The organism is Raoultibacter phocaeensis, from assembly GCF_901411515.1.
GTDB lineage: Bacteria > Actinomycetota > Coriobacteriia > Coriobacteriales > Eggerthellaceae > Raoultibacter > Raoultibacter phocaeensis.
On the sequence record NZ_CABDUX010000001.1, the window covers coordinates 88,249 to 109,551 of the forward strand.

Here is a 21,303-nt window from a genome sequence, read left to right on the forward strand (position 1 = left end):
GTAAAGAATGGTTACTACTCCAGCTTGAGGCCGTCGCACACCATGGAATCGAGGTTCTCGTTGAGTTTGCTCATGACCTTCGACACGTTTGCAACCTCTTTTTCGTTGACATTCTGGAACAGGCGCTCCAAGAACTTCACCTCGGCCTCGTGATGCTTTTTGCAGAACTCGTGGCCTTTCTTCGTTGCCGTCACACGGATCTTACGCGCATCGCTCGAATCGGAGAGCAGCTTTACGTAGCCTTTCTCCTGCAGCTTCAAAGCCATCTGCTTGATGTTTTGATGGGAGCTGCCTTCGCACTCGGCAAGCTGACCGAGCGTCGGAGGCTCTTCGAACGATCCGATCGACGCGATGAGCGTGCACTGGCGGCCCGTCAGTTCGCGAAACGTCATACGGTCGATGGTTCCGAGCTTGTTGCCGAAGCCAACCAACATCCTTAGCATAAGGTAGTCGGGGCTGTATTCGGATACGTGGTCGCTATCTTTCATGATGCTCCTATCAAATCGCTAATGGTAAGTCATTACGTCACTGATTGGTATCATAATACATGGACAGACCTGCGACAAGAACTTTTTATCAGTTCATACCGTATATATAATTGTTTACCTTACATACCACTGCAAATGTAGGGCGAAAAACTCAGTTTTAGGAATCGAACGCATAGATGGATGCAGGATGCCCTCTTTGCCGAGATGACCCGACACATCGGTAAGCGCGCGCAACGGGGTTTGTCCCGGTGCGGGACATGCAGGATTCAGCGCGGCATCGCGGGCATGCGCGGAAAGCTCGGTTGCGGCTGTTGTAACGTGCGGTGGAAGCAAACCCCGTTAGCGTACGGATGCCCGCTCGAGCATTTCGCGCGCATGTGCGAGCGACGCCTCGGACGCATCCCCCGAAAGCATGCGGGCTACCTCGGCGACACGCTTCGGTCCTTCGAGTTCAACAAGCACCGTTTCGGGAACGGCGGCACCCTCGCCGCCAACCGAGGCTTCCGCAGCGCTACCGTCCGTGTCGCCTCCGTCCTCGCGCTTCGCAACGAGGTAGTGGATCCGCCCCATGACCGCCACCTGGGGCAGGTGCGTGACTACGATGACCTGATGCGTTTGAGCCAGATCGGCGAGCACCGACGCGAGCGCCACGGCGGTGGCTCCGCCCACCCCCGCATCGACCTCGTCGAACACGAGCGTCTCGACCTCGTCGGTTTCGCCGAGCACCACTTTGATGGCGAGCATGACGCGGCTCACCTCGCCGCCCGACGCGATACGGGCAAGCGGGCGCGCCGTCAGTCCCTCTGCCGGCTTGAAAAGAAACTCGAACCGCGACGGTCCGGTTTTGGTCCATTGGCTGCGCTCGAGTGCTTCGATTGCGCATTCTATAGCGGCTCCGCCCATCTCAAGGCGAGCCATCTGCTTGGATACCGCCTTGGCGAAACGGGGCGCGGCCTTCTTGCGGGCGGCGTCGAGCGCTTTTGCGGCGTCGGCAAGCACCGATTCCGCTTCGTTGAGCGCTTTTCGGGCGGCGCTTATGTGCTCTGCCGAGCGGTCGACAAGCGATACCAGCTCGGCGGCTTCTGCACGGCGCTCGAGTACGTCTTCGAGGCGCGGGCCGTACGTGCGCATGAGCCCTTGGAGGGCACCCATGCGATCCTGGTTTTCTGAAAGGATATCGGGATCGTATTCGATCGAATCGCGATACGCGAGCGCCTCGCGGGCGACATCTTCGAGTACGTAGGTGGCTTCCCGCAAACTCGATGCCTGCGCCCCGAACTGCTCGTCAACGCCGCTCATCGAATCGAGCGCCGCGGCGGCGGCGTTCACCGCGTCGATGGCCCCTGCTTCACCCGCAAGCGCCTTGTGCGCCGTATCGGCCGCTCGCGCAAGCGATTCGGCATGCTCCGAGCGTGCGAGGGCGCTTGCGAGCTCCTCGTATTCCCCCGCAATCGGATTCACCTCGTCGATCCGCTGAAGCACGAAACGCGCTTCTTCGAGCTTCGCCGACGAAGCCTGTCCCGCTTCCTCGATACGGGCGAGCTCATCTGCGGCATCCCGCGCCCGGGAAAACGCCTCCTGGTAGGCCGCGAGCACCGGCCCGATAGAATCGGCAGCCCATGCATCGAGCATGCCCACGTGCGTCTGCGGCTTGAGCAGGCGCTGATGCTCGTGTTGGCCGCACAGATCGACCGTAGCCCCTACGCGCTCGGCAAGCTCGCCCACGCTGGCCATCGAGCCATCGATCGAAACCCGCGAGCGGCCGTCGGAGCCCACCTTGCGCGACACCACCGTACCGTCCAAGTCGCCTTCCGCAAACATCCGACCTTCGACGAGAAGCGAGCGCGATCCCTCCCGTACAAAGCCCGCATCGGCACGTTCACCGCACAAGAGCTTCAACGCGGAAAGGAGCGCCGTCTTGCCTGCACCCGTCTCGCCGGTAAGCACGGTCAGCCCGCGCGCGGGCACGAGATGGGCATCCCGTATCAACGCGACATTCTGCACATGTATCTCGTCGATCATTCCGTGACTCCTCACACTTGCGGTGCCCCGGCGCCGCGTATCCGCTGGGCCGAAACGGTCGAGCCGCTCCGCATCGAAACCTCTCGGGTGCATGTGCGGCGGGTTTAGTTTTCAGATAGAGGAAGTTTAGCAGGATACGACCGCTCGCGGGGTTTCCCCGATGAGAATCCACGCGGCATTTGCTATACTCGAAGTCCGCTGAGGCCGCTTTTGCCCGCCCGACGAAAGGAACCCATGAAACGCTACCTCCTTCTCGCTTGCGCATGGATTGCCTGCATCGCCGGGTTCGTCGGCGTGTTCATACCCGTTTTGCCGACTACCCCGTTTCTGCTCTTGGCAACGTTTTTGTTCGCGAAGTCTTCGCCCCGCTGCCACGCGTGGATTCAATCCACCAAGGTGTACAAGAAATACGTCGTCCCGTTCAAAGAAGAAGGCGGCATCCCCGCATCGGTCAAGGTGCGCATCCTGACCATTTCGTTTTTACTTATGGGCATCAGCGCGTTTCTCGTCCAGCGCTGGTACATCTGGCTCGTGCTCGGTTTGGTGGCGCTGTGGCTTCTGTACCTCATGTGCTTCAAGATCCCCACGACATCGCTGCCTAAGCTGGATCTCGAGAAGGAAGAGGCGGAATAGGCAGGCAGCTGCGCGAACGTTCGACGCACAAACATCGTCGCCCGAAAAACACGGATTCGCCGCCAAAAGCGTGTTTTTCGGGCGACGATGTTTTTCGAGGCAGCCGCGATCCGGATAAAGGCCGTCCGCCACCGCCCAAGTATGGTTTGGCGGCGGAAAAGCCCGACTCGCGCGATCGCGAGGAAGCCTGCAGCCCCCCGATTGTCAAGCCTACGAACAGTACGCTGCCACGGCATCGCGGAGAAACTCGGCGGCACCCGGCGCGATCGCTTCGTAGTAGCGCTTGAAGCGCTCATCAGCAACGTACATCTCGGTGATGCCCTTATGGGTTTCGGCGCTGTACTGGCCGTCTTTCCAGAACGCCGTGAGCCACTGTCGATGAAGGTCTGCTGCGCGCGCCTCTTTTCCGTAGGTACGTTCGTTCTCTTCGACGAGCTTCTTCTTGAAGCCCTCGAACTTCTCCGTATCGTTCATCGTTATTGTTCCTTTCTTGCTCGCAAGCGTTTTCTCAACGCTTGCGATCAGGGCATCCGTTCGTTCGCGCTGCTCGACGAGGCGGGCGAGGTGATCTTCGAGCGCACGTTCGACATCGAACGCCTGGTCGTCGAGCAGCGCCTTGATGTCGGCGAGGCCGAGGCCCACTTCACGGTACAGCAAAATCTGCTGAAGCCGATCCACCTCGCACGCCTCGTACACACGGTAGTTGTTCTCGGCGCGTTTCGGGCACAGAAGCCCGATGGCGTCGTAGTGATGGAGCGTGCGCACGCTCACGCCCGAAAGCTTCGCAAGTTCGTGCACCGAGTAGCGCACGGGATCGCCGGCCTCATGCGCCGTACAAGGACTTCCACTCATTACAGTTGCTCTTTCCTTAGTAATTCAGTCTTTCGCCATACGATTTAGATGGAAGTAAGGCAGCGCCGAAAAGCACCATCGTCCATCCATGCATCTAAGCATAATCTATAACGTTACGTAAGGGTCAACACCAACGCATGATGTTTGTCCGAAAGCCGATTGGTACCGTTTACACGACAAATCCAGGTTGGGATTAAACAGCGAGAACCAGCGTAAAAATGTTGAAGGCACCGAGCGGCGCGTCACCTTGCAACGCAGCACATGCTAATGATTTTTCTCAACATCTTGCCAATTTGCGTTTCTCGCAATCTCGGCGGAATCCCCGAAAAACGCTTTGCCTGCCTCTCCGTCTCCTTGGAGCCAGTAAAGCATCCACGCTGTCATGTACCCGTCCGCACGTACCTGAATATCACCGTGCTCAGCTCCCGCGATCCTCGCGCGGATCTTGAAAACATCGTCGGTTATCGCAGTATAGTTTTCGACAAGAGAAGCCAGTGGCGCAACACCGCCGTATTCCGCTTCGACATCTTCGATTCCTCGGTCATCAGAAGCGCCTGTCCCCGCCGCCATAAAGTAAGGTACCGTTATCTTAGAAGCATCGTATCTCCACCCCATGTTCTCGGCGAGCAAAGAATACGCTGCGCTTCCCGTAAACAGCGTTTTGTATTTGCTGCTCGTTTCATAGGCAGTAACCGCATTTATCGCACCTGCGCCCCCCTGAGAGTATCCAACTGCGCCTATGTTCTCATGACTGATTTTCCCGTTGAGAACGCTTTCGGGATTCCCATCCAATTCCAAAACGCACTCAAGGGTCTTAGAGGTTGATAGCCCTGTTCCCGCTTGCCGGTCGTCGTTTCCGACAACAATAAACCCCCATGACGCAAGTCTTTCGAAAAAGGGCTCGTAATTCAAGGCAGCCATGTTGCTTGCGTTAGCAACGACAACCACGGGGTATTCAAGGGTGCTGTGCTTGAGCTCGCTTGGAAACCAGATGCGTATATTCCCTATCGCAGCATCGTCGGATTTCACCACTAAATGGGATATATCATGGGAACCGAAGGCAGCATACCGTTTCTCAATATCCATGTCGGATTGGAACTTTGCATAATAATCATCCGCAAGCCAAGGCGTTCGCGATTCTATTTGATTCTTAACCAGAACCACCGCGCCCAGAAGCACAACAAGACCGATGATGCCTACGAGGACTGCTAGTGCGATCTTTACCGCGTTGGACATAATCTCCCAATCAGAAACAGAAAATGAAACGCTAAAGATTGAAGCGCGTGCGAAATAGATATACTCTTTGCAGCACCTGATCAACAGTACTGTCGAGTTATAACGCCGCACTTGTCGATTGTCAACAAAATGAGATGAGAAAGACGATCACCGATCATTATGCGGAACAAAAGAGAAGGGTTTGTGTCTTCGTGAAAAGGAATCAGACAGCGTTTTTGAAGCTCTGCCTCGCTGACGCTCTCGTAAAGCTTATGAAGTCGCAAGATTTCGAAAGCATCAGCGTTAGCGCCATCTGCGCGACGGCAGATGTCGGCAGAACAACTTTCTATCGGCATTTCGGCAATAAAGACAGCAAAGAGGTTTTGCTAGTGTTCAAAATCATCTACGAATGGGAGTGCTATGCGGAATTGCGTGAAGAAGAGGTGAAAGAGGATAGGGGGTTTGCACTCACGAATTACGTTTACGAAAATCGCGAGCTCTTCTCCTTGCTTAACCGACACGGACTCATTACTGCGATTATGCGGGCGTTCGATTCGTTGATGCCGATGAACGAAACCAGCAGCAAAAGCCAGTCTTATCTTATGTCTTTTTTTACCTATGGATATTTTGGAATTATTCACCGATGGATGCAATACGATTTCGATGAAACCCCCGATCAGTTACAAAAGCATGTCTTAGATACGCTTTTGTCTCGAGTATCGTAAAATCGCGTGAACTCGCATGACATTACGCCGCCGCCAGACCTTCAGATTAGCCCTACTGGTACCGCAGCGACTCCACCGGATCGAGTTTCGCGGCGCGGCGGGCGGGATAGTAGCCGAATACCACGCCGATGAGCACGCACACGCCCACCGCCCCGGCAACCACCCCAACCGAAAGCGTCGGAGAGATGGTCATGCCGGGCTGTACGGCGGCTATGATGCCGCTTAAGCCCCAGGCTCCTAAAAACCCGAATGCGATGCCGAACACGCCGCCTAAGATGCACAGCATGATCGATTCGAGCAGAAACTGCTTCGTGATGTCGCGGCGGCGCGCACCGAGCGATTTTCGGAGGCCGATTTCACGGATGCGCTCAGTCACGTTCGTAAGCATCATGTTCATGATGCCGATGCCGCCGACGAACAGCGAAATCGATGCCACCGCCCCCATCAGAAGCGAGAAGGACGCCATGGTAGTTTCCATCTCCTTGATGATCGAATCGAGCGCGAACACGTACACCTCTTCAGGGGAATCCAGGTTGAAGTAGCGGGCGACGACGGTTTGCGTGTTCACGGTGAGGGCTTCCATATCGACGCCCTCTCGGGCGAACCCGGTGATCTCGGAGATGCCGTAGGTGTTGCCGAGACGCGTTTCGGTGGTGGTGTAGGGCATGTAGAATGCGAGGCCGTAGGACATGAACGAAGTGCTCTCGAGAACGCCGACTACCGTGAAGTCGTCGTTTCCGATGCGCACCGTCTGCCCGACCGCTTCAGCATCGGCGCTGCCGAACAGATCCTTGACCGACCCCGCATTGATGACCACGAGCCGCGCGCCGTTCGCCTCTTCGCTCTCGGAGAAGAACCGGCCCGCTTTGAGCTTCGATCCGTTCGCCGTGAAGTAATCGGGCTTCACGCCGACGACCATAGGATAGGTCATCTGCCCGTCGGCAAGCGTCATCTCGCCGCCCGAGGTTTGCGTCGAGCCGGTGATGAACTCGTATTCGGGCAGGCTTTCGGCAAGGTGGTCGAGATCGTCGAACGTGATCGGCTGGGGCGAGGGCACGCTAATGGAAACTTGTCTGGCCTGCGCAAACCCGAGTTCGCCGAGGAGCATGTTCTGGATGCCCCCGATGAGCGAGGTCATCGCAATAACCGCAGAAATACCGATGACGATGCCGAGCACCGTGAGAAACGAGCGCCCTTTGTTCGCCGCAAGCGCATGCCACGTTTCGTACAGCAGATCGAGGAACTTCATCGCGGTCCTCCTGCTGCTCCCTCTTCGGATTGCCTGCCGTCGCGGATGTGGATAATGCGGTCGGCATGGGCGGCCACTTCGGGTTCGTGGGTGATGAGGATGATGGTCTTACCCTGATCGCGCAATCCTTTGAACGTATCGAGCACCATCTCTCCCGTCGCGGTATCGAGGTTGCCCGTGGGCTCATCGGCCAAGATGAGCGCCGGGTTGTTCACAAGCGCCCGCGCGATGGCAACGCGCTGCATCTGACCCCCCGAAAGCTCGTTGCTGCGGTGATCGTAGAGCGTTTCGTCGAGCGATACGCTGCGCAGCGCCGCACGCGCCCGCTTATCGCGCTCTTTGCGCGGGCACGCCGTGTAGAGCAAGGGTACGATCACGTTGCGAAGCACGGTCGCACGCGGCAGGAGGTTGAACGACTGAAACACGAACCCGAGCCGGGCCGCCCGCACCTCGGCAAGCTCGTCTTGCGTGTACACCGATACATCGATACCTTCGAGCACATAGCGTCCCGATGTGGGCGTATCAAGGCACCCGAGGATGTTCATAAGCGTCGATTTGCCTGAGCCCGACGGCCCCATGATGGCAAGGAACTCACCTTGCTCGACGATGAGGGAAACGCCTCTGAGCGCGTGCGTATAGCCCGATGCGCTCTCATATATGCGATGAAGTCCGTGCGCTTCGACAACGTTCGGCATGGAGCTACCCTACCATGACTTCGACACCTGCAGGCTCGGCAACCACCCCGCCGCTCATGCCGCCGTTCATGCCCCCATCCATGCTGCCGCCCATGCTGCCGCCAGCGACGATCATATCGCCTTCGCTCAGCGCCGAAGCTTTCACGGCAGCCATCATTCCGTCGGAAGCGAGCACCTCCACCTCCACCAGCTTGGTATCCATCGTTTCGCTGTCGGTAACAACCAAGACCGCGTTCGGTCCCGTGCCCCCGGATTGCAGAGCCGAGATGGGTACGAGCAGCGTATTCTCGATCGTGGTTGTAACGATGGTGGCCTTCGCGGTCATACCCGGCTTGAGACGCGGATCGGGCTCGTCGATGAGCAGATCGACCCCGTAGGTGACCGCGCCGCCGTACGAGCCGTACATATCCTGCGAGTTGCCCGAGCCGATGGCGGCCGTGGCGATACGCATGACCTGCGCGGGCAACTCGAGATCGGGGGCGGCCGTGAACGTGGCGGTAGCCGGCTGATCGGTGCTCACCTTGAGGATATCGACCTCGCTCACGGCTATCGACACCGTCATCTGCGAAAGGTCTGCTATCTGGACCGGCGTGGTAGACGATCCCGCAGCAGCGCCGAGCGCTTCGCCCGGCTCGATGTTGACGGCGATGATGCTACCGCTGATCGATGCGGTGACCGTGCGCTTAGCCGCTCGGGCAACCGCTTCGTCGTAGGTAGTCTGCGCGCTCTGCAGCGCGAGGTTCGCGCTGTTGAGGGCAAGCTCCGCCTGCCTGATGGCCGCATCGGCACTCGCCGCGTCGAACACGGGTTCTCCCATATCGGCAGCTCCCTCGACACCTGCCGCCTTGGCATCAGCAAGCGCCTTCGCCTGCGAAGCGGCCTGCTGCTCCCCCGAGCTTTTCGCGCGGTACGCGTCGTTGACGGCGTTTTGAGCCTGGGCTATGCCGTTGTACGCCTCGTCGATGCCCTGTTGCGCCTGGGCGACGGCCTTGTCGAGATCGTCGTTCACGATCGTATAGAGCGCATCGCCCTCCGAAACGGTATCGCCTTCGGAAACGTACACTTCCCCGATGTTTCCGTCTATTTCGGGCGTAGCGCTTACCGAGGCAACCGGCTTCAAGCTGCCCGATGCGGACACGGTATCGGTAAACGTCCCGCGCTCGACGAACGCGGTTTGCAGGGCGAAATCGTCAACCGCCCTGCTCGCTTGATCGGCCATGTACCACGCGACGCCGCCCGCCGCGAGCACGGCGAGGGCGAGCACGCTGCATACTGCCGCGATGATCCGCTTTTTGCGTTGCTTCTTGCGCTTGGTTTTAAGATCGCGGAACGCCTGCATATCGGCAAGCGCCGCGCTGTCGAGGGCGCTTTCGGTCCAGCCCGCTCCCCCGTCGGCGAACGAAACCTGTCCGCCCGGCCCAACCTCTGGGTTCCACTCGATTCCTTCTGCGACGGGTTCGATATCGATCATATCGCCCTCGTCTTGCTTCCCGGCACGTGCATGGTCGTAGGGCGTCGTCACAGGCATCTCCTCTTCGCGCAGCGTCGGTTCGCGCATAGCGCCATTGCGCTAAGCATAGAGAATTGTACGCGAAAAAGATAGCCCCCGTGCCAGATTGGACGCCGGGCGCAGCCCGAGGGCCACAAGGCTACAGACGAACCTCGACCTGCTCGACCCGATCGACGAGCTCCTGCTTCGAATGCACGTCGAGCTTCGCGTACAGGTGCTTCACGTGGCCGCGCACCGTATTCTCGGAAATGAAGAACGCCTCGGCGATGTAGGTTTTGCTCCTACCGCGTGCCATCAATTCGAGGATCTCGTGCTCGCGCGGCGTCAGCTTAAGATTCTGAGCAAGGGCGGCACAGCGCAGCGCGAGCATATCGGCCGCCTTCTCTTCGTTAAGCGCCTGCTGCTGGGCGCCGAAGCGTTTCGCCGGCGTATCCTCGTCGCCCCCATCGTTCAGCTCGGTGAAGATAAGGCGTTTGCCCGCCGACGATTCGTCGAAGAACAGAAGCGTCACGATGACGAGCACCCATACGATAGCGGCCATTGCAAGCGTGGCATCGGGAGCAAGAGCCTGCATCGATTCGCCGAAAATATCGCCGAGCGCAAACGGGAGGGTATAAGCGAGCCATCCGGCAGCGAACACGGTGATAGTGCTGTACGAACTGTGCCGTGCCACGTCGGCGAGCGCCAGAAACAAGATGATGATCACAAACGTTTGCGCAACGCCGACGAACGTGAACAGATAGCCGCCGAGCGCCTCGTCGAGATACGGGGCGAAGATGAGCGCTGTGGCCATGAGCACGAGCACAAGATTCCATATCCTGCCGAACGAGAGCCCCCGCTTGAGTGCAACCACCCACGCCAAGAGCGCAAGCGCCACGACGATTTCGCCTGCATGCTTGGCGACGATGGCGACGGTTCCGGTCGAGGCTATCTGCGCAAGCGGTGTCGATTGGATGACCCCGACGGTGAAGCTGTACACCGCAACGCCGAACCCGACGCGCCACAGCGACCGAACGGTGCGGCTGTTGTAATAGCGGTACGGTTCGGGCGCGGGGCGCGCGGTGCCGAACGAGCGGTAGAGCGTCACGTAGGCCGCGATGGGCATGCAGGCAAGGATAACGGCTGCGGGCGCGGGAGGCAGCAGGTCGACCGCGGTTTTCGCAAGGGAACCGAGCGCCATGGTGAGCAGCACGAGCGGAGCTGCATAGTGGATGTCGAGCTCGGCGTAGAATTCGGCCCAACGCGCATACGTCCACCCTGCTCCGAGGCCGCCGAGCACAGCACCGGCGAAGGTGGTCGCCGCGCCCGACACAGGCAGGTGCAGGGTAAGCAGCACGGCCGCAGCCGCCATGCATACGGCAGATGCCCCATCGATGCGGTGCTTCATCTGTTCGGACAGGGTTCGCGTGCTCCCGAGAAACACCATCGCAACGAGCGAGACCGACAGCACGAGGTACATGACCGTCATGAGCGGCATGCCGTCGCTTGGAACCGTACGGTGCGTCGAACAGTAGATCCAGATATGGATGCACATCAATCCGAGGTTGCACGGGCGTATTGTTCTGACGAACTGCATCGGTTCCCATCTCTCGTGCCGTCGCGCTGAATCCGCCTTGGCGGCTCGCGTTTGCATCGCGCACGATTGTACCATTACCGTCCCGCGCCATCGACAAGAGCGAAAGCTGACGCGACGGGAAACGGCACCGCGTAAGCCGCGCCGGAAGCTAAGCCGAAGGCGCATTAGAGAAATGTGCGTCACGTTCGAGGATCACAGAAGCAACCCTAAAGACTTTCAAACTACCTGCTCTTTTTCGCAATAAGACCCGTTTCGGGTGGGAGGAAATACCGCATTCGACCCGTTTGGGGTTCTTACCGCCGATCCCGTACGCCCCTAGGATGGGCTCGCGGCGGAAACCCGCCGCAAGAAGGGAAGCAATCCGAAGGTAAGAAAGCAATAAGGAGGTACGATGAAGACCGAACAGGGAACGGCGCACAGCCGCACACCGCATGGAACCGCCCGAGGCGCGCTTCCGCGTTTCGCGGCCCTCGCGCTCAGTTTGGTGCTCGTTTTGTCCGGGCTCGTCGCCTGCGCCCCGAGCGGCAACAACGGCAGCGACACGGGATCGGGCCAGGCGGCAGAGCAAAGCTACACGCCCGGCACGTACACGGGCACGGGAACCGGCAACGGCGGCGACATCACCGTCGAGGTCACGTTCAGCGAAAACGCCATCACCGACATCAAGGTCGTCTCCCAATCCGAAACCGAAACCGTAGCCGCAGGCGCACTCGAGACCATCCCGGCGGCGGTCATCGAATACCAGAGCCTCGGCGTCGACACGATGTCGGGCGCGACGGTATCGAGCCTCGGGCTCATGGCGGCCATCACCGATTGCGTCGAACAGGCCGGCGGCAACGCGAGCAAGCTCCAAAAGGTGCCTGCCCAAGAGAAGTCGACCGAAACCGTTGAGAAGCAAGCCGACGCCATCGTGATCGGCGGCGGCGGTGCAGGCATGGCCGCAACTATCCGCCTGCAGGAACTCGGTAAGAGCGTCATCTTGGTCGAGAAGACCTACCGCCTCGGCGGATCGATATCCGTAAGCGGCGGCAACCAGGTCGTCACGGGCAGCAAACTGCAGGCCGAAGCAGGCGTCACCGATGACAGCGCCGAATCGATGGTAGAAGACTTCCAGAAAAACGGCGAGGATATTTGCGTGCCCGAGCTCATCGAGCTCTACGCGAACAACGTCGGCGAAACCACCGACTGGATCCACGAGTACGCAGGCGTCGAGTACAACATGGAAGGCGGCCTGCACGATCTGGCCGAATACAGCCATAACCGCGAGCTCGCTTACGCGGGCGGCGGCGCAGGAGCTACCGAGTCGCTTCGTGCAGCTGTGAGCGCATCGGGTGCCGACGTGCTGCTTGACACGACTGCGGAAAGCCTCATCGAAGAGAACGGTGCGGTCGTCGGCGTAAACGCAGTCGGTAAAGACGGTACAACCTACGTCCTCGAAGCCGATTCGGTCGTACTCGCCACGGGCGGCTACGGCAACAGCGACGAGTACCTGACCGAAGAGCTGCAGAATTCGCTGTACTACGGCCTCATGGGCTCAACCGGCGACGGTCTCACGATGGCCACCGCCGCGGGCATCGACGCCGACACGCGTCTTATGGAGTATGCGAAACTCTATCCGAACGGTGCTGAGGTTTCACCCGGACGCGCCAAGTCCACGATCGACGGCAACCTGCTCGTGTGGCCCATGAGCACGATCCTCGTGAACGCCGAGGGCGAGCGCGTCGTGAACGAGAAGGCTTCGAACCACGAGATCCTCGAAGTCGAGCTCGAGCAGACCGATTCCATGCTCTACCTCTTGATGGATCAGGAAAACTTCGATGTGTGGAGCACTAAGCTCAAGGACACCGGATTCAACACGCAGGCCGTTGAAAGCTACCTTGAGGCCAACGGTTCCACCACCCCCATCTTCGCCCACGGCGAGACGATAGAGGAGCTTGCAGGCGTGCTCGGCATGGATCCCGCCACGCTTCAGGCTACAGTCGATGCGTACAACGCTGGCGTCGACGCGGGTACCGATGAATTCGGCCGTACGGGCGAGTACCTCCAGATGAAGATCGGCGAAGGCCCCTACTACCTCGTCGAGCAGAAGCCCCGCTACGCCACCACCATGGGCGGGCTTGTGGTCAACGATTCGTTGCAGGTGATGAACAAGAGCGGCGAGCCCATCGGGGGCCTCTACGCCTCGGGCGAAGTCGTCGGCGGCGTCATGGGATCGAACTCCCCCTCTGGCGCGAACAACGGCTGGGCCTTGACGTCGGGCAAACTCGCTGCCGAAGCCATCGCCGAGCAGTAAGCACACACGAGTGAGCAGAGGTGCGAGCATGCTAACCCGCAGATCATTCATCTCGCTTGCTACCTACTCCCTTGTGGGGGCGGGCCTCGCCGGCATACTCGGCGGCTGCACTTCAGCAGCTGCCAGTGCCGCGGGGCTCGGCGCTCCCTCTCAAGGGGAGCCGTCAAGCGCGAGCTGCCTTTCGAAACTCGAGGCGTTTCTGTTCGATACGCTTGTGCGCATCGAGGCATGCTGTCCTGAGAGCGTCCTCGCGCAAGCGGAAAAGCGCCTCATGTATTTCGAGAACATCTTCTCGAAGACCGTTTCGGGAAGCGACGTCGACCTCGTGGACAACGCTGCGGGCGACGCAATCGAGCTGCATCCCGAAACGGCCGACGTTATCGCGCAAGCGCTTGCATACAGCGAGGCATCGGGCGGCCTCTTCGACATAACCATAGGCGGCGTTGTGGATCTGTGGGATTTCAAACAGGGTATCGTGCCCGAGCAGAGCGCGCTCGACGAGGCGCTCACCCACGTCGATTACCGCGCGATCGAGCTGGTCGGCACCACGGTGAGGGTGCTCGATCCCCTAGCCCGCATCGATCTCGGCGGCATCGCCAAAGGCTACATCGCCGACGACATCGCGCGCCTGCTTGCCGATAACGGCTGCGAAAGCGCGCTCATCAACCTCGGCGGCAACACTTACGCGCTCGGCACGAAGCCCGACGGCTCACCCTGGCAGGTCGGCTTGCAGGATCCGAACAGAGCGCGCGGCGAAGCGTTCGCCGTTATTTCCGTCACCGATACCTCGGTGGTGGCGAGCGGCGTCAACGAGCGCAGCTTCACCTTCGACGGCCGCACGTACCATCACCTGCTCGACCCCGCCACCGGCATGCCCGCCGACAACGGGCTCGCGAGCGTGACCATCACGAGCGCCTCGTCGCTTGACGGCGACGCGTACACGACGACCGCGTTTCTGCTCGGGCTCGATGCGGGCATGGAGTTCATCGAGGCGCACGAGGGGCTCGAAGCGCTGTTCGTCGGCACCGACGGCTCAACGACGGCTTCGTCGGGCATGGCGTGGGAAGCTATCGCGTAACACGCACGATAGGAAAGATGAGGAGCTGATAGGACTATGAACGGAAACGAGGGGGGCACGGCAACGGTAAAGAGCGGTACGCGGCGCAGCCTGCTTTTCGTGGCGGGACTGCTTGCGATCGCCCTTGCGGCATGGGGCTGCATGCAGTTCGCCTTCGCGGCCGGTGCCGATGCGCGTTTCGCCATCGTTACCGACGGCATAGGAGGAACGCATCGGATTTCGCTCGATGAAGACGGAACCTACCCGATTAAAACCGATTTGGGTACAAACGTCATTGTCGTCGAGCACGGCGAGGCCCATATGGGCGACGCCGACTGTCCCGGTCACGACTGCATCGAGCAAGGGGCGATCAGCAATCCGGGAGAGATCATCGTGTGCTTGCCCCATAAGCTCATCGTGACGGTTGAAGGCACCGACGACGAAGCAGTTTCGGCGATCGAAGGCGGAGGCGATGCGGGCAGCGCAAACGGCGACGCCGAAGCCTCTGCGCTCAACGACCGCGACCACACAGGCAGTCCGATGATCGACGGCATAGCGGGCTAAGCGAAAGCATTCTGGAGGGAACCCATGAGCGAAAAATCAAAGCATCTGGCCTATATCGCACTGTTCGTAGCACTCACGGTAGTGCTCGGATACCTCGAAGCGATGATCCCCGTCCCCGTTGCCATACCCGGCGTAAAGCTTGGACTCGCCAACGTTGCGGTGCTCATCGCGCTGTACGTGATGGGTCCGCGCTGGGCGTTCGCCGTCATGCTGCTCAAAGTGGGCGTGACTTCGCTCATTGTCGGAGCTCCTTCGATGGCGCTCTACAGTCTCGCCGGGAGCACCCTCGCCTACCTCGGCATGCTTGCCGCATGGCGTTTCGGCAGATTCTCGCTCGTCGTCGTGAGCGTTATCGCGGCGCTGTTGCATAACCTCGGACAGATGGGCGTCGCCATCGCCGTCATGCAGACGACCGCACTGCTCGTGAATCTGCCCGTCATGGTCATCGCCGCCTGCATAACCGGAGTCGCCACCGGCACGATTGCGCTCGGAGTTCTCAAGGCGATCCCGGCCGTGAAGGGCGCCGCCGACTCGAAGAAAGCCGCCGGAAAAGACAGCGGGCGGTTGGCCGAACGGCACGCAGCCGCCATCGCAGGGAAACGCCCCTCGGACGAACTGCGGACAGCAGCACTTGCGAGCGAAGCCCTACCCGAACGGCAGACGGCTGCAGTCGCCTCGAAACGTTTCTAGGGCATCGGCATGGGTGCACGCATAACCATCGGACAGTACGTAGCGAGCGAAAGCGCCGTGCATCGCACGGATACGCGCGTGAAACTCGTCCTCGCTGGTGCGTATGCGATTGCCCTGTTCCTCGCAAATGGATGGATCGGGCTCGCCATCTGCGGCGCATTGGCGGGTGTGGGATACGCGCTTGCGCACCTTCCGCTCTCGCTCGCATTCCGCGGTCTCAAACCGGTGCTCTGCATCCTGGTTTTCACCATCGCCCTCAACACAATCACGTTCGATGCCGGAACCTCGGCAGGTGCCGACGTCGGCGCCGTCGCGCTCATCGGAGCATTCGGGATCAGCCTGCAGGGGCTTGCGAGCGGGCTTTTCTTCGCGCTGCGCATCGTGCTGCTTATAGCCGCCACCTCGCTCATCACCTACACGAGTTCGCTTGTCGATATCGTCGACGCGATCCGCTCGCTCTTGAGGCCCCTCGCCCGCCTCAAGGTTCCCGTTGAGGATGTTGCCATCGTCTGCGCGATGACGCTTCGGTTCATCCCTTCGACCGTTGAAGCGGCCGAGCGCATTGCGAAAGCGCAGCAATCACGAGGCCTTCGCCTCGATGAAGGCGGTTTGCTCGCACGGGCGAAAGCCTGGATCCCTATCGTAACTCCCTTGTTCATCAGCATGTTTCGGCGCGCCGATACCCTCGCAGCAGCCATGGATGCCCGCTGCTATACGGGCAATGCGCGCACCCATCTGCACGTTGCCCGAATCAAGCGAGCCGATTCGTTTATCGGAGCGCTTGGCGTTGCGTTGCTCGCCTGCATCGCGGTGTTCCTGTAAGACGGATGCGCGGGACGGTGCGCACTCTGAGCAAACGGCGAAGGATTCGTCCGTCTGCCAAAGGCGCGCGCAGGCGGATCTTGGAAGGCATCGTCGCCAAACGATGGCTTCCGCTGTGAGCACAGTTTCACCTCGCGATTCGAAGTGATGTCTTCCGCATCGGGCATAATTTCGCTCATGACTCGGAGGGAAAATCTCGTTTTTCCTTAAAAATTGGCAAAGATTTGCGATCGTGAACTCTCAAAGCGGTGATTGGGGCTCGTTTCCAACTGATATTTTTGTTCATCTGCACGAGAGTTGCAGGTAAACAACTTCTCTTCTTACCTTCATGGGTTCACAATCGTAAATCTCTGCCAACATGAATGCGTTTTCGGGATGTAGCAGAAAGCTTGAACGCTTCGAGCGGCCTCTGCGAACGATCGGCCGCAGAGGCGCTTGCATTGTCAGTCTCGCCCGAATGCGCGTCGGATTAAGCCGATACCCGCGCATGCCTCAGGTGCAAGCGCCTTACCGGAGCTCCATGTGCAGCAGCGGAAACGGCCTTCCTTGATCATCGACTTCAGAGCGGCCTACCACCTCGAAACCCAGATGCTCGTAAAAGCCTCGGGCACCGGGATTGCCCTCGTTCACGTCGAGTTTTCGCGCACCGAGCTCCCGAGTTGCGCGCTCAAGCAGCTTTCTGCCGACTCCCGCGCCGAACGCTTCGGGCGCAACGAACAGCATCTCGACCTTGTCGCCCTCGACGCCGACGAAGCCGATCACGTGCGCCTCGTCGTCGAACGCCACCGCAAGGCAATCGATAGCAGCAAGCCCCGCGCGCACCTCCGGACGCAGGTCTACGACATCGGTTTCGGATAAGAACGCGTAGGTCGGACGCACCGATGCCTCCCACAGACGGGCGAGCTCTTCGACGAGCCGCTCGGTGCGCTCGGGTTTCGCTACCGGTTTTATCTCCATTTAATCCTCTTTCGTCAAAAAGCGTGGCGACCGCGAGTCTTCGTCTACAATGTCTAGGCTGCATCGTACCCTATGACAAGAAAGCTTAGGCTATGCTTTTCAACATTCTCGCCGTTGCAGCCGGAGGCGCCTTAGGCGCCACGGCACGCTACGGCGCCGCACTCGCAACGCAAACGCTCATCCCAACCGAACACGCGCTTGCGGGATTTCCCGTTGCTACGATGCTCGTCAACGTTCTCGGATGCTTCGCCATTGGCTTCGCTTCGCACTTCTTCATGCAGAACGAGTTTGCGGCAAGCGGAACATGGAAGCTCTTTTGCATCACCGGCATACTCGGGGGCTTCACCACCTTTTCAACCTTCAGCCTCGAGAGCATCGATCTCATCCAATCGGGAGCAACGGGCCTCGGACTCGTTTACGTCGCCGCGAGCCTTGCATTCTGCCTCATCGGAGTAGTCGCCGGACGCCTTCTCGCACAGATGATCTGGAAAGCATGAACATGCGGACGCTCAAAGGGGTCGTCATCAACTTCATCAGGGGCTTTTGCATGGCCCTTGCCGACAGCGTGCCGGGCGTTTCGGGCGGAACGGTCGCGTTTCTGCTCGGATTCTACGACCGTTTCATCGGATCGCTCGACGATCTGTTTCACGGCACGAAGCAAGGTCGCATCGAGGCGGTGAAGTTTCTTGCCAAACTCGCCCTCGGTTGGATAGTCGGGTTCGGCGTTTCGGCGGCGGTGCTCACCGGATTTTTCGATTCGCACATCTACGAGGTGAGTTCGCTGTTCATGGGATTCATCGTGTTCGCGATCCCGATCGTCGCGCTTGAGGAGAAAGGCGTGCTCAAGGGACGCTTGGCCAACCTCCTGTTCACACTCGGCGGCATCGCGCTCGTCGTCATCGTGACCGTACTGAGCCCCGCTTCGGGTGCCGGTGTCGACGTGTCTATCGCGCACCTCGACTTCGGGCTTGTCGCGTACGTGTTCTTCGCCGCCATGATCGCCATTTCAGCCATGGTGCTGCCCGGCATTTCCGGTTCGACGCTCCTTTTAATATTCGGACTCTACGTCCCCATCATGGGTGCCGTCCGCAGCGTTATGGGGTTCGATTTCGCCTATGCCCCCATCCTGCTCGTGTTCGTGCTCGGCGTCGTCTGCGGAGTGCTACTGTTCGTGCGGCTCATCCGGTTCTGCTTGCGGCAGTACCGATCGCAGACGATCTACTTCATCATCGGCATGATGGTAGGCTCGCTGTACTCGATCACCCAAGGGCCGCTCACGCTGAAAATCCCCGAACCAGCCATGGGCGTCGCCGAGTTCAGCATCGTGTTCTTCATTGTCGGCGGCTTGGTAGTGGGCGGGCTGCAATTGCTCAAGAGGAAGCTCGACGATTCACCTGCAGAGGAAAGCTTGCACTGAGTCCACCGAGAACGCAATAGCGATCCTCGACTAGCGCAACGCACATTCGTTTTTACAGCGCCCGCACCTCGGCAAGCAACCCAAACATGCACAAACAGATAGGCAATACATTACATCAATCCGGTTGCCTTAAGGTCGAGATAGTTTTTGCGCACACCCGTTACCGCTTGAGCTTTCTCGCGGTAAAGCTCGACCATGTGCAACACCGCCCGAACTGCTTGTTCGAAACGCTCAACGGCACCATCGGCTGTCGGCAAAGAAACGGCGCAAAGCGTTTGCTTAAGATGATCGAGATCGGAGATATCTCCCGCCCGTATCTCATTCGCCCAAGCGCGAAGCGCGCAGAACACGGTCGCCAAAGGCAGGTCGGTCGACGAATCGTCAACGTACATGCTCTTTCCAACAGGCCAGCATGGTTTCTCGGACCACAGGATCCATGGCAAAGAACCTTTAAGGCCCAAAACGATCGCGGGCCCAGAAGCAAGCGCCCGATTATGCATGCCCATCACACCGAAAGGAGATACGATAGGAAAACAGCCCGTAACGCGATCGCAAAGCGGCAAGTCGCGCCCTGACGATGGAAGAACCGCCTCACGAAACGCGACTGTGCGCGGCGAGACGTTCGAACAAAGCGAACTCGAGCGGTTGATCAGCGCCGTATAGGCATCGTCAAGGAAGAGCAACGCATTCCGTTCGAAATCCGCTGCCCCCTGCGCGATTGCGTTACATGAAGAAAACGCACAGGCGAGGTGCGCCGCTTCTTGTTCACCAGGATAGTAAAACTCGATCCCCATAAGCGCATCCCGATCGATATGACAATTCGGAGAGAAATAGTCAAGCAGAATCCCCGTCGTATCGGTGTTTGCAAGCACCCGCTGCAGAAAAGCCGCGTCGCTTGCTGCCTCGATTCCATACGCAAGATAACCGCTGTCGACAAACGCCCTTCCCCGCACGACATGGGTGAGAAACGTGTTCTTCTGGGATCTGCTCCGCACTCCATCCGCTATCACAAGGTGGACGCCGTCTATATTCCAATCGTCGACCGTCGTTAGTCCTCGGTCGGATGCCTTGCCATAATAAGGGTAAGGGCCCGATCCTTGCTCGATGCGGTACCCCGAAGGAAGCTCTCGGTCGGGATCAACGAAAACGACCATTTCGGACAACCGCTTACGCATCGGCATCCCTCAACTTTCGAACTGCATCGTAGAGGTCTGAACTCGCCGATTCAATGCGTGCATCGATCTCGCGGAGTGCAGCGAGACGTGTATCGACCGATCCACTACCGTCCTGCTCTTCGCCAAAGCGTTCTGAAACGTAGAGCTCGGGAGCAAGCAGGAACTTCTTGCGTACAACCGATTCAGGAGCCACAGATCGGCATACACCCACTTTGTCGGCGTACGATCCGTCTGCCGCCAGCCATGAGTCGTATGCGCTAGAGCATATACGGATGCCGTCATCGGACATAGTTCGAGGCGATCCTTGTCTCGTACGACATATCAGGTCTTTTGCATCGACCATCAAGACCGAACGATCACGCCGTTTTTTCGCAAGAACCAAAAGGCATAACCCAAGCGATGTGCCGGGCATCAAGCGCGAAGGAAGCGCCACCACGCACTCGAGAGAGCCAGTCTCGATAAACCTTCTTTTTATCTCAGACTCCTCTGGTTGCACCGTCCACATCACATCGTTCGGCATGATCAGACAAGCCCTCCCACCATCGGCAATCTGCGATACAGCCGATTCGATCCAAGCGAAATTCGCCTTATGCGCAGGAGGTCGCCCGAACAGCCACGTTCCATCTCCTTCGTGGAGCACTCCCGCCTCTTCTTCGCACCATGAACCTTGATTCAAAGGCGGCATTGATACAACAAGATCGAACACCGTAGAAGATGCTTCCCGCAATGCGCAACCGCTTGACGCGTTAAGCTCGCGAGCACCGATGCGCCGTCCGACGCGCTGCAATAACAGCCCATCCCGCGGATAGCAATCAAATACGACGGGACCCGGCTGCTCTTGTTGCAGGGCCGCGCCATCGCCTCCGAAGTCCGTCGCGCACAGCCGTTCGGCATCCATCGCAAACACTCTCGCACAAATAACCGAGGCCATGCACTCGGTAAGGGCGATAACGCACAAAGGAGAGCCCATTTCCGCACCATCGGGCGAAAGCCTTCGTTTGACGGAGTTCATAACAAGTTCGGATAGGGCTTCTTTTGGCAGGCACTCGATCGACTTGGCTATTTTCGCAAGGCTGAGAGAGCGAAAGTCCGATCTCAACACACCCGCTCCGCAGTCCGAAGCCCGCTCCGCATCGACTCCGCTATCTCGTTGCCTCGCCGAAAGCATGTCTATGATTTCGCTTCCGTGCATCCGCAGCGCTTCTTCCGACAATGCATCGAGCAGCTGTCCGAAAAATTCGTTCACCGTCTCAGCGGCGTCGGCATAGTCTGTAAGGACCTCTTCAACATACGAAATCATCGAATTCACCCCGATTCCCATTCGACTCTCAAGCTTATGGAATTGCCGACGAATTCCAATCCC

20 protein-coding genes are annotated in these 21,303 nt (G+C 59.1%); 9 read left to right on the forward strand and 11 right to left on the reverse strand.

The window, feature by feature from the left end; genetic code table 11:
- Positions 1 to 14 precede the first annotated feature (14 nt).
- Both FJE54_RS00360 and recN read right to left on the reverse strand, forming a co-directional pair.
- On the reverse strand, positions 15 to 488 hold the full coding sequence (locus tag FJE54_RS00360) for a MarR family winged helix-turn-helix transcriptional regulator (RefSeq protein ID WP_139650566.1): 474 nt from the start codon (positions 486 to 488) through the stop codon (positions 15 to 17).
- A gap of 339 nt (positions 489 to 827) precedes the next feature.
- A complete protein-coding gene (gene recN, locus FJE54_RS00365; protein WP_139650567.1) occupies positions 828 to 2,510 on the reverse strand; it encodes a DNA repair protein RecN in 1,683 nt (560 codons plus the stop codon).
- 234 nt (positions 2,511 to 2,744) lie between these two features.
- Between recN and FJE54_RS00370 the strand changes: the two genes are divergently transcribed.
- On the forward strand, positions 2,745 to 3,143 hold the full coding sequence (locus FJE54_RS00370; protein ID WP_139650568.1) for a YbaN family protein: 399 nt from the start codon (positions 2,745 to 2,747) through the stop codon (positions 3,141 to 3,143).
- 210 nt (positions 3,144 to 3,353) lie between these two features.
- Here FJE54_RS00370 and FJE54_RS00375 read toward each other — a convergent pair whose 3' ends face one another.
- Both FJE54_RS00375 and FJE54_RS00380 read right to left on the reverse strand, forming a co-directional pair.
- Positions 3,354 to 3,995: a MerR family transcriptional regulator gene (locus FJE54_RS00375; protein ID WP_139650569.1), complete on the reverse strand. Its 642-nt coding sequence runs from the start codon at positions 3,993 to 3,995 to the stop codon at positions 3,354 to 3,356.
- A 264-nt stretch (positions 3,996 to 4,259) separates the two neighbouring features.
- Entirely contained in the window at positions 4,260 to 5,231 is a 972-nt protein-coding gene (locus tag FJE54_RS00380; RefSeq protein WP_139650570.1) for a poly(ethylene terephthalate) hydrolase family protein, read from the reverse strand.
- Positions 5,232 to 5,365: 134 nt separating this feature from the next.
- Between FJE54_RS00380 and FJE54_RS00385 the strand changes: the two genes are divergently transcribed.
- A complete protein-coding gene (locus FJE54_RS00385) occupies positions 5,366 to 5,935 on the forward strand; it encodes a TetR/AcrR family transcriptional regulator (protein WP_139650571.1) in 570 nt (189 codons plus the stop codon).
- A gap of 52 nt (positions 5,936 to 5,987) precedes the next feature.
- Here FJE54_RS00385 and FJE54_RS00390 read toward each other — a convergent pair whose 3' ends face one another.
- The 4 genes from FJE54_RS00390 to FJE54_RS00405 form a co-directional block, all read right to left on the reverse strand.
- Positions 5,988 to 7,184, reverse strand: coding sequence for an ABC transporter permease (locus FJE54_RS00390; protein ID WP_139650572.1), 1,197 nt, complete (start codon positions 7,182 to 7,184; stop codon positions 5,988 to 5,990).
- Positions 7,181 to 7,879 carry an ABC transporter ATP-binding protein gene (locus tag FJE54_RS00395; protein ID WP_139650573.1) on the reverse strand — a complete coding sequence of 233 codons (699 nt, stop codon included), beginning with the start codon at positions 7,877 to 7,879 and terminating at the stop codon, positions 7,181 to 7,183. Before FJE54_RS00395 ends, FJE54_RS00390 begins: the two co-directional genes overlap by 4 nt.
- A 4-nt stretch (positions 7,880 to 7,883) precedes the next feature.
- Positions 7,884 to 9,401, reverse strand: coding sequence for an efflux RND transporter periplasmic adaptor subunit (locus tag FJE54_RS00400; protein WP_255467140.1), 1,518 nt, complete (start codon positions 9,399 to 9,401; stop codon positions 7,884 to 7,886).
- A 127-nt stretch (positions 9,402 to 9,528) separates the two neighbouring features.
- Complete coding sequence (locus FJE54_RS00405; RefSeq protein WP_180326473.1) at positions 9,529 to 10,965, reverse strand: helix-turn-helix transcriptional regulator; 1,437 nt, start codon at positions 10,963 to 10,965, stop codon at positions 9,529 to 9,531.
- Between the two features lie 391 nt (positions 10,966 to 11,356).
- On the opposite strand from FJE54_RS00405, the gene FJE54_RS00410 reads away from it, so the two are divergent.
- The 5 genes from FJE54_RS00410 to FJE54_RS00430 are packed head-to-tail and all read left to right on the forward strand — an operon-like array spanning position 11,357 to position 16,391.
- Positions 11,357 to 13,258, forward strand: coding sequence for an FAD-dependent oxidoreductase (locus FJE54_RS00410; RefSeq protein WP_139650575.1), 1,902 nt, complete (start codon positions 11,357 to 11,359; stop codon positions 13,256 to 13,258).
- Between the two features lie 28 nt (positions 13,259 to 13,286).
- Entirely contained in the window at positions 13,287 to 14,336 is a 1,050-nt protein-coding gene (locus tag FJE54_RS00415) for an FAD:protein FMN transferase (RefSeq protein WP_139650576.1), read from the forward strand.
- 36 nt (positions 14,337 to 14,372) lie between these two features.
- Positions 14,373 to 14,879: a NusG domain II-containing protein gene (locus tag FJE54_RS00420; RefSeq protein ID WP_139650577.1), complete on the forward strand. Its 507-nt coding sequence runs from the start codon at positions 14,373 to 14,375 to the stop codon at positions 14,877 to 14,879.
- A 24-nt stretch (positions 14,880 to 14,903) separates the two neighbouring features.
- Positions 14,904 to 15,569 (forward strand): Gx transporter family protein, encoded by a 666-nt coding sequence (locus FJE54_RS00425; protein ID WP_139650578.1) that lies wholly within the window; start codon positions 14,904 to 14,906, stop codon positions 15,567 to 15,569.
- 9 nt (positions 15,570 to 15,578) lie between these two features.
- Positions 15,579 to 16,391, forward strand: a complete 813-nt coding sequence (locus tag FJE54_RS00430) for an energy-coupling factor transporter transmembrane component T family protein (protein ID WP_139650579.1) — start codon at positions 15,579 to 15,581, stop codon at positions 16,389 to 16,391.
- A 507-nt stretch (positions 16,392 to 16,898) separates the two neighbouring features.
- Here the strand turns inward: FJE54_RS00430 and FJE54_RS00435 are convergent.
- On the reverse strand, positions 16,899 to 17,348 hold the full coding sequence (locus tag FJE54_RS00435; protein WP_139650580.1) for a GNAT family N-acetyltransferase: 450 nt from the start codon (positions 17,346 to 17,348) through the stop codon (positions 16,899 to 16,901).
- Positions 17,349 to 17,440: 92 nt separating this feature from the next.
- Between FJE54_RS00435 and crcB the strand changes: the two genes are divergently transcribed.
- Together crcB and FJE54_RS00445 are read left to right on the forward strand one after the other, a co-directional pair.
- Positions 17,441 to 17,845 carry a fluoride efflux transporter CrcB gene (gene crcB / locus FJE54_RS00440; RefSeq protein ID WP_139650581.1) on the forward strand — a complete coding sequence of 135 codons (405 nt, stop codon included), beginning with the start codon at positions 17,441 to 17,443 and terminating at the stop codon, positions 17,843 to 17,845.
- On the forward strand, positions 17,842 to 18,765 hold the full coding sequence (locus tag FJE54_RS00445; RefSeq protein WP_255467141.1) for a DUF368 domain-containing protein: 924 nt from the start codon (positions 17,842 to 17,844) through the stop codon (positions 18,763 to 18,765). The genes crcB and FJE54_RS00445 overlap by 4 nt, the downstream gene beginning before the upstream one ends.
- 110 nt (positions 18,766 to 18,875) lie before the next feature.
- Here FJE54_RS00445 and FJE54_RS00450 read toward each other — a convergent pair whose 3' ends face one another.
- On the reverse strand, positions 18,876 to 19,940 hold the full coding sequence (locus tag FJE54_RS00450) for a restriction endonuclease subunit S domain-containing protein (protein WP_139650582.1): 1,065 nt from the start codon (positions 19,938 to 19,940) through the stop codon (positions 18,876 to 18,878).
- Complete coding sequence (locus FJE54_RS00455) at positions 19,933 to 21,261, reverse strand: HsdM family class I SAM-dependent methyltransferase (RefSeq protein ID WP_139650583.1); 1,329 nt, start codon at positions 21,259 to 21,261, stop codon at positions 19,933 to 19,935. Before FJE54_RS00455 ends, FJE54_RS00450 begins: the two co-directional genes overlap by 8 nt.
- Positions 21,262 to 21,303: the final 42 nt, after the last annotated feature.

Coding starts and splice junctions, on each gene's coding strand:
- FJE54_RS00360 (WP_139650566.1), bottom strand. CDS start 488: ATGAAAGATAGCGACCACGTATCCGAATACAGCCCCGACTACCTTATG.
- recN (WP_139650567.1), bottom strand. CDS start 2,510: ATGATCGACGAGATACATGTGCAGAATGTCGCGTTGATACGGGATGCC.
- FJE54_RS00370 (WP_139650568.1), top strand. CDS start 2,745: ATGAAACGCTACCTCCTTCTCGCTTGCGCATGGATTGCCTGCATCGCC.
- FJE54_RS00375 (WP_139650569.1), bottom strand. CDS start 3,995: ATGAGTGGAAGTCCTTGTACGGCGCATGAGGCCGGCGATCCCGTGCGC.
- FJE54_RS00380 (WP_139650570.1), bottom strand. CDS start 5,231: ATGTCCAACGCGGTAAAGATCGCACTAGCAGTCCTCGTAGGCATCATC.
- FJE54_RS00385 (WP_139650571.1), top strand. CDS start 5,366: ATGAGAAAGACGATCACCGATCATTATGCGGAACAAAAGAGAAGGGTT.
- FJE54_RS00390 (WP_139650572.1), bottom strand. CDS start 7,184: ATGAAGTTCCTCGATCTGCTGTACGAAACGTGGCATGCGCTTGCGGCG.
- FJE54_RS00395 (WP_139650573.1), bottom strand. CDS start 7,879: ATGCCGAACGTTGTCGAAGCGCACGGACTTCATCGCATATATGAGAGC.
- FJE54_RS00405 (WP_180326473.1), bottom strand. CDS start 10,965: ATGCAGTTCGTCAGAACAATACGCCCGTGCAACCTCGGATTGATGTGC.
- FJE54_RS00410 (WP_139650575.1), top strand. CDS start 11,357: ATGAAGACCGAACAGGGAACGGCGCACAGCCGCACACCGCATGGAACC.
- FJE54_RS00415 (WP_139650576.1), top strand. CDS start 13,287: ATGCTAACCCGCAGATCATTCATCTCGCTTGCTACCTACTCCCTTGTG.
- FJE54_RS00420 (WP_139650577.1), top strand. CDS start 14,373: ATGAACGGAAACGAGGGGGGCACGGCAACGGTAAAGAGCGGTACGCGG.
- FJE54_RS00425 (WP_139650578.1), top strand. CDS start 14,904: ATGAGCGAAAAATCAAAGCATCTGGCCTATATCGCACTGTTCGTAGCA.
- FJE54_RS00430 (WP_139650579.1), top strand. CDS start 15,579: ATGGGTGCACGCATAACCATCGGACAGTACGTAGCGAGCGAAAGCGCC.
- FJE54_RS00435 (WP_139650580.1), bottom strand. CDS start 17,348: ATGGAGATAAAACCGGTAGCGAAACCCGAGCGCACCGAGCGGCTCGTC.
- crcB (WP_139650581.1), top strand. CDS start 17,441: ATGCTTTTCAACATTCTCGCCGTTGCAGCCGGAGGCGCCTTAGGCGCC.
- FJE54_RS00445 (WP_255467141.1), top strand. CDS start 17,842: ATGAACATGCGGACGCTCAAAGGGGTCGTCATCAACTTCATCAGGGGC.
- FJE54_RS00450 (WP_139650582.1), bottom strand. CDS start 19,940: ATGCGTAAGCGGTTGTCCGAAATGGTCGTTTTCGTTGATCCCGACCGA.
- FJE54_RS00455 (WP_139650583.1), bottom strand. CDS start 21,261: ATGGGAATCGGGGTGAATTCGATGATTTCGTATGTTGAAGAGGTCCTT.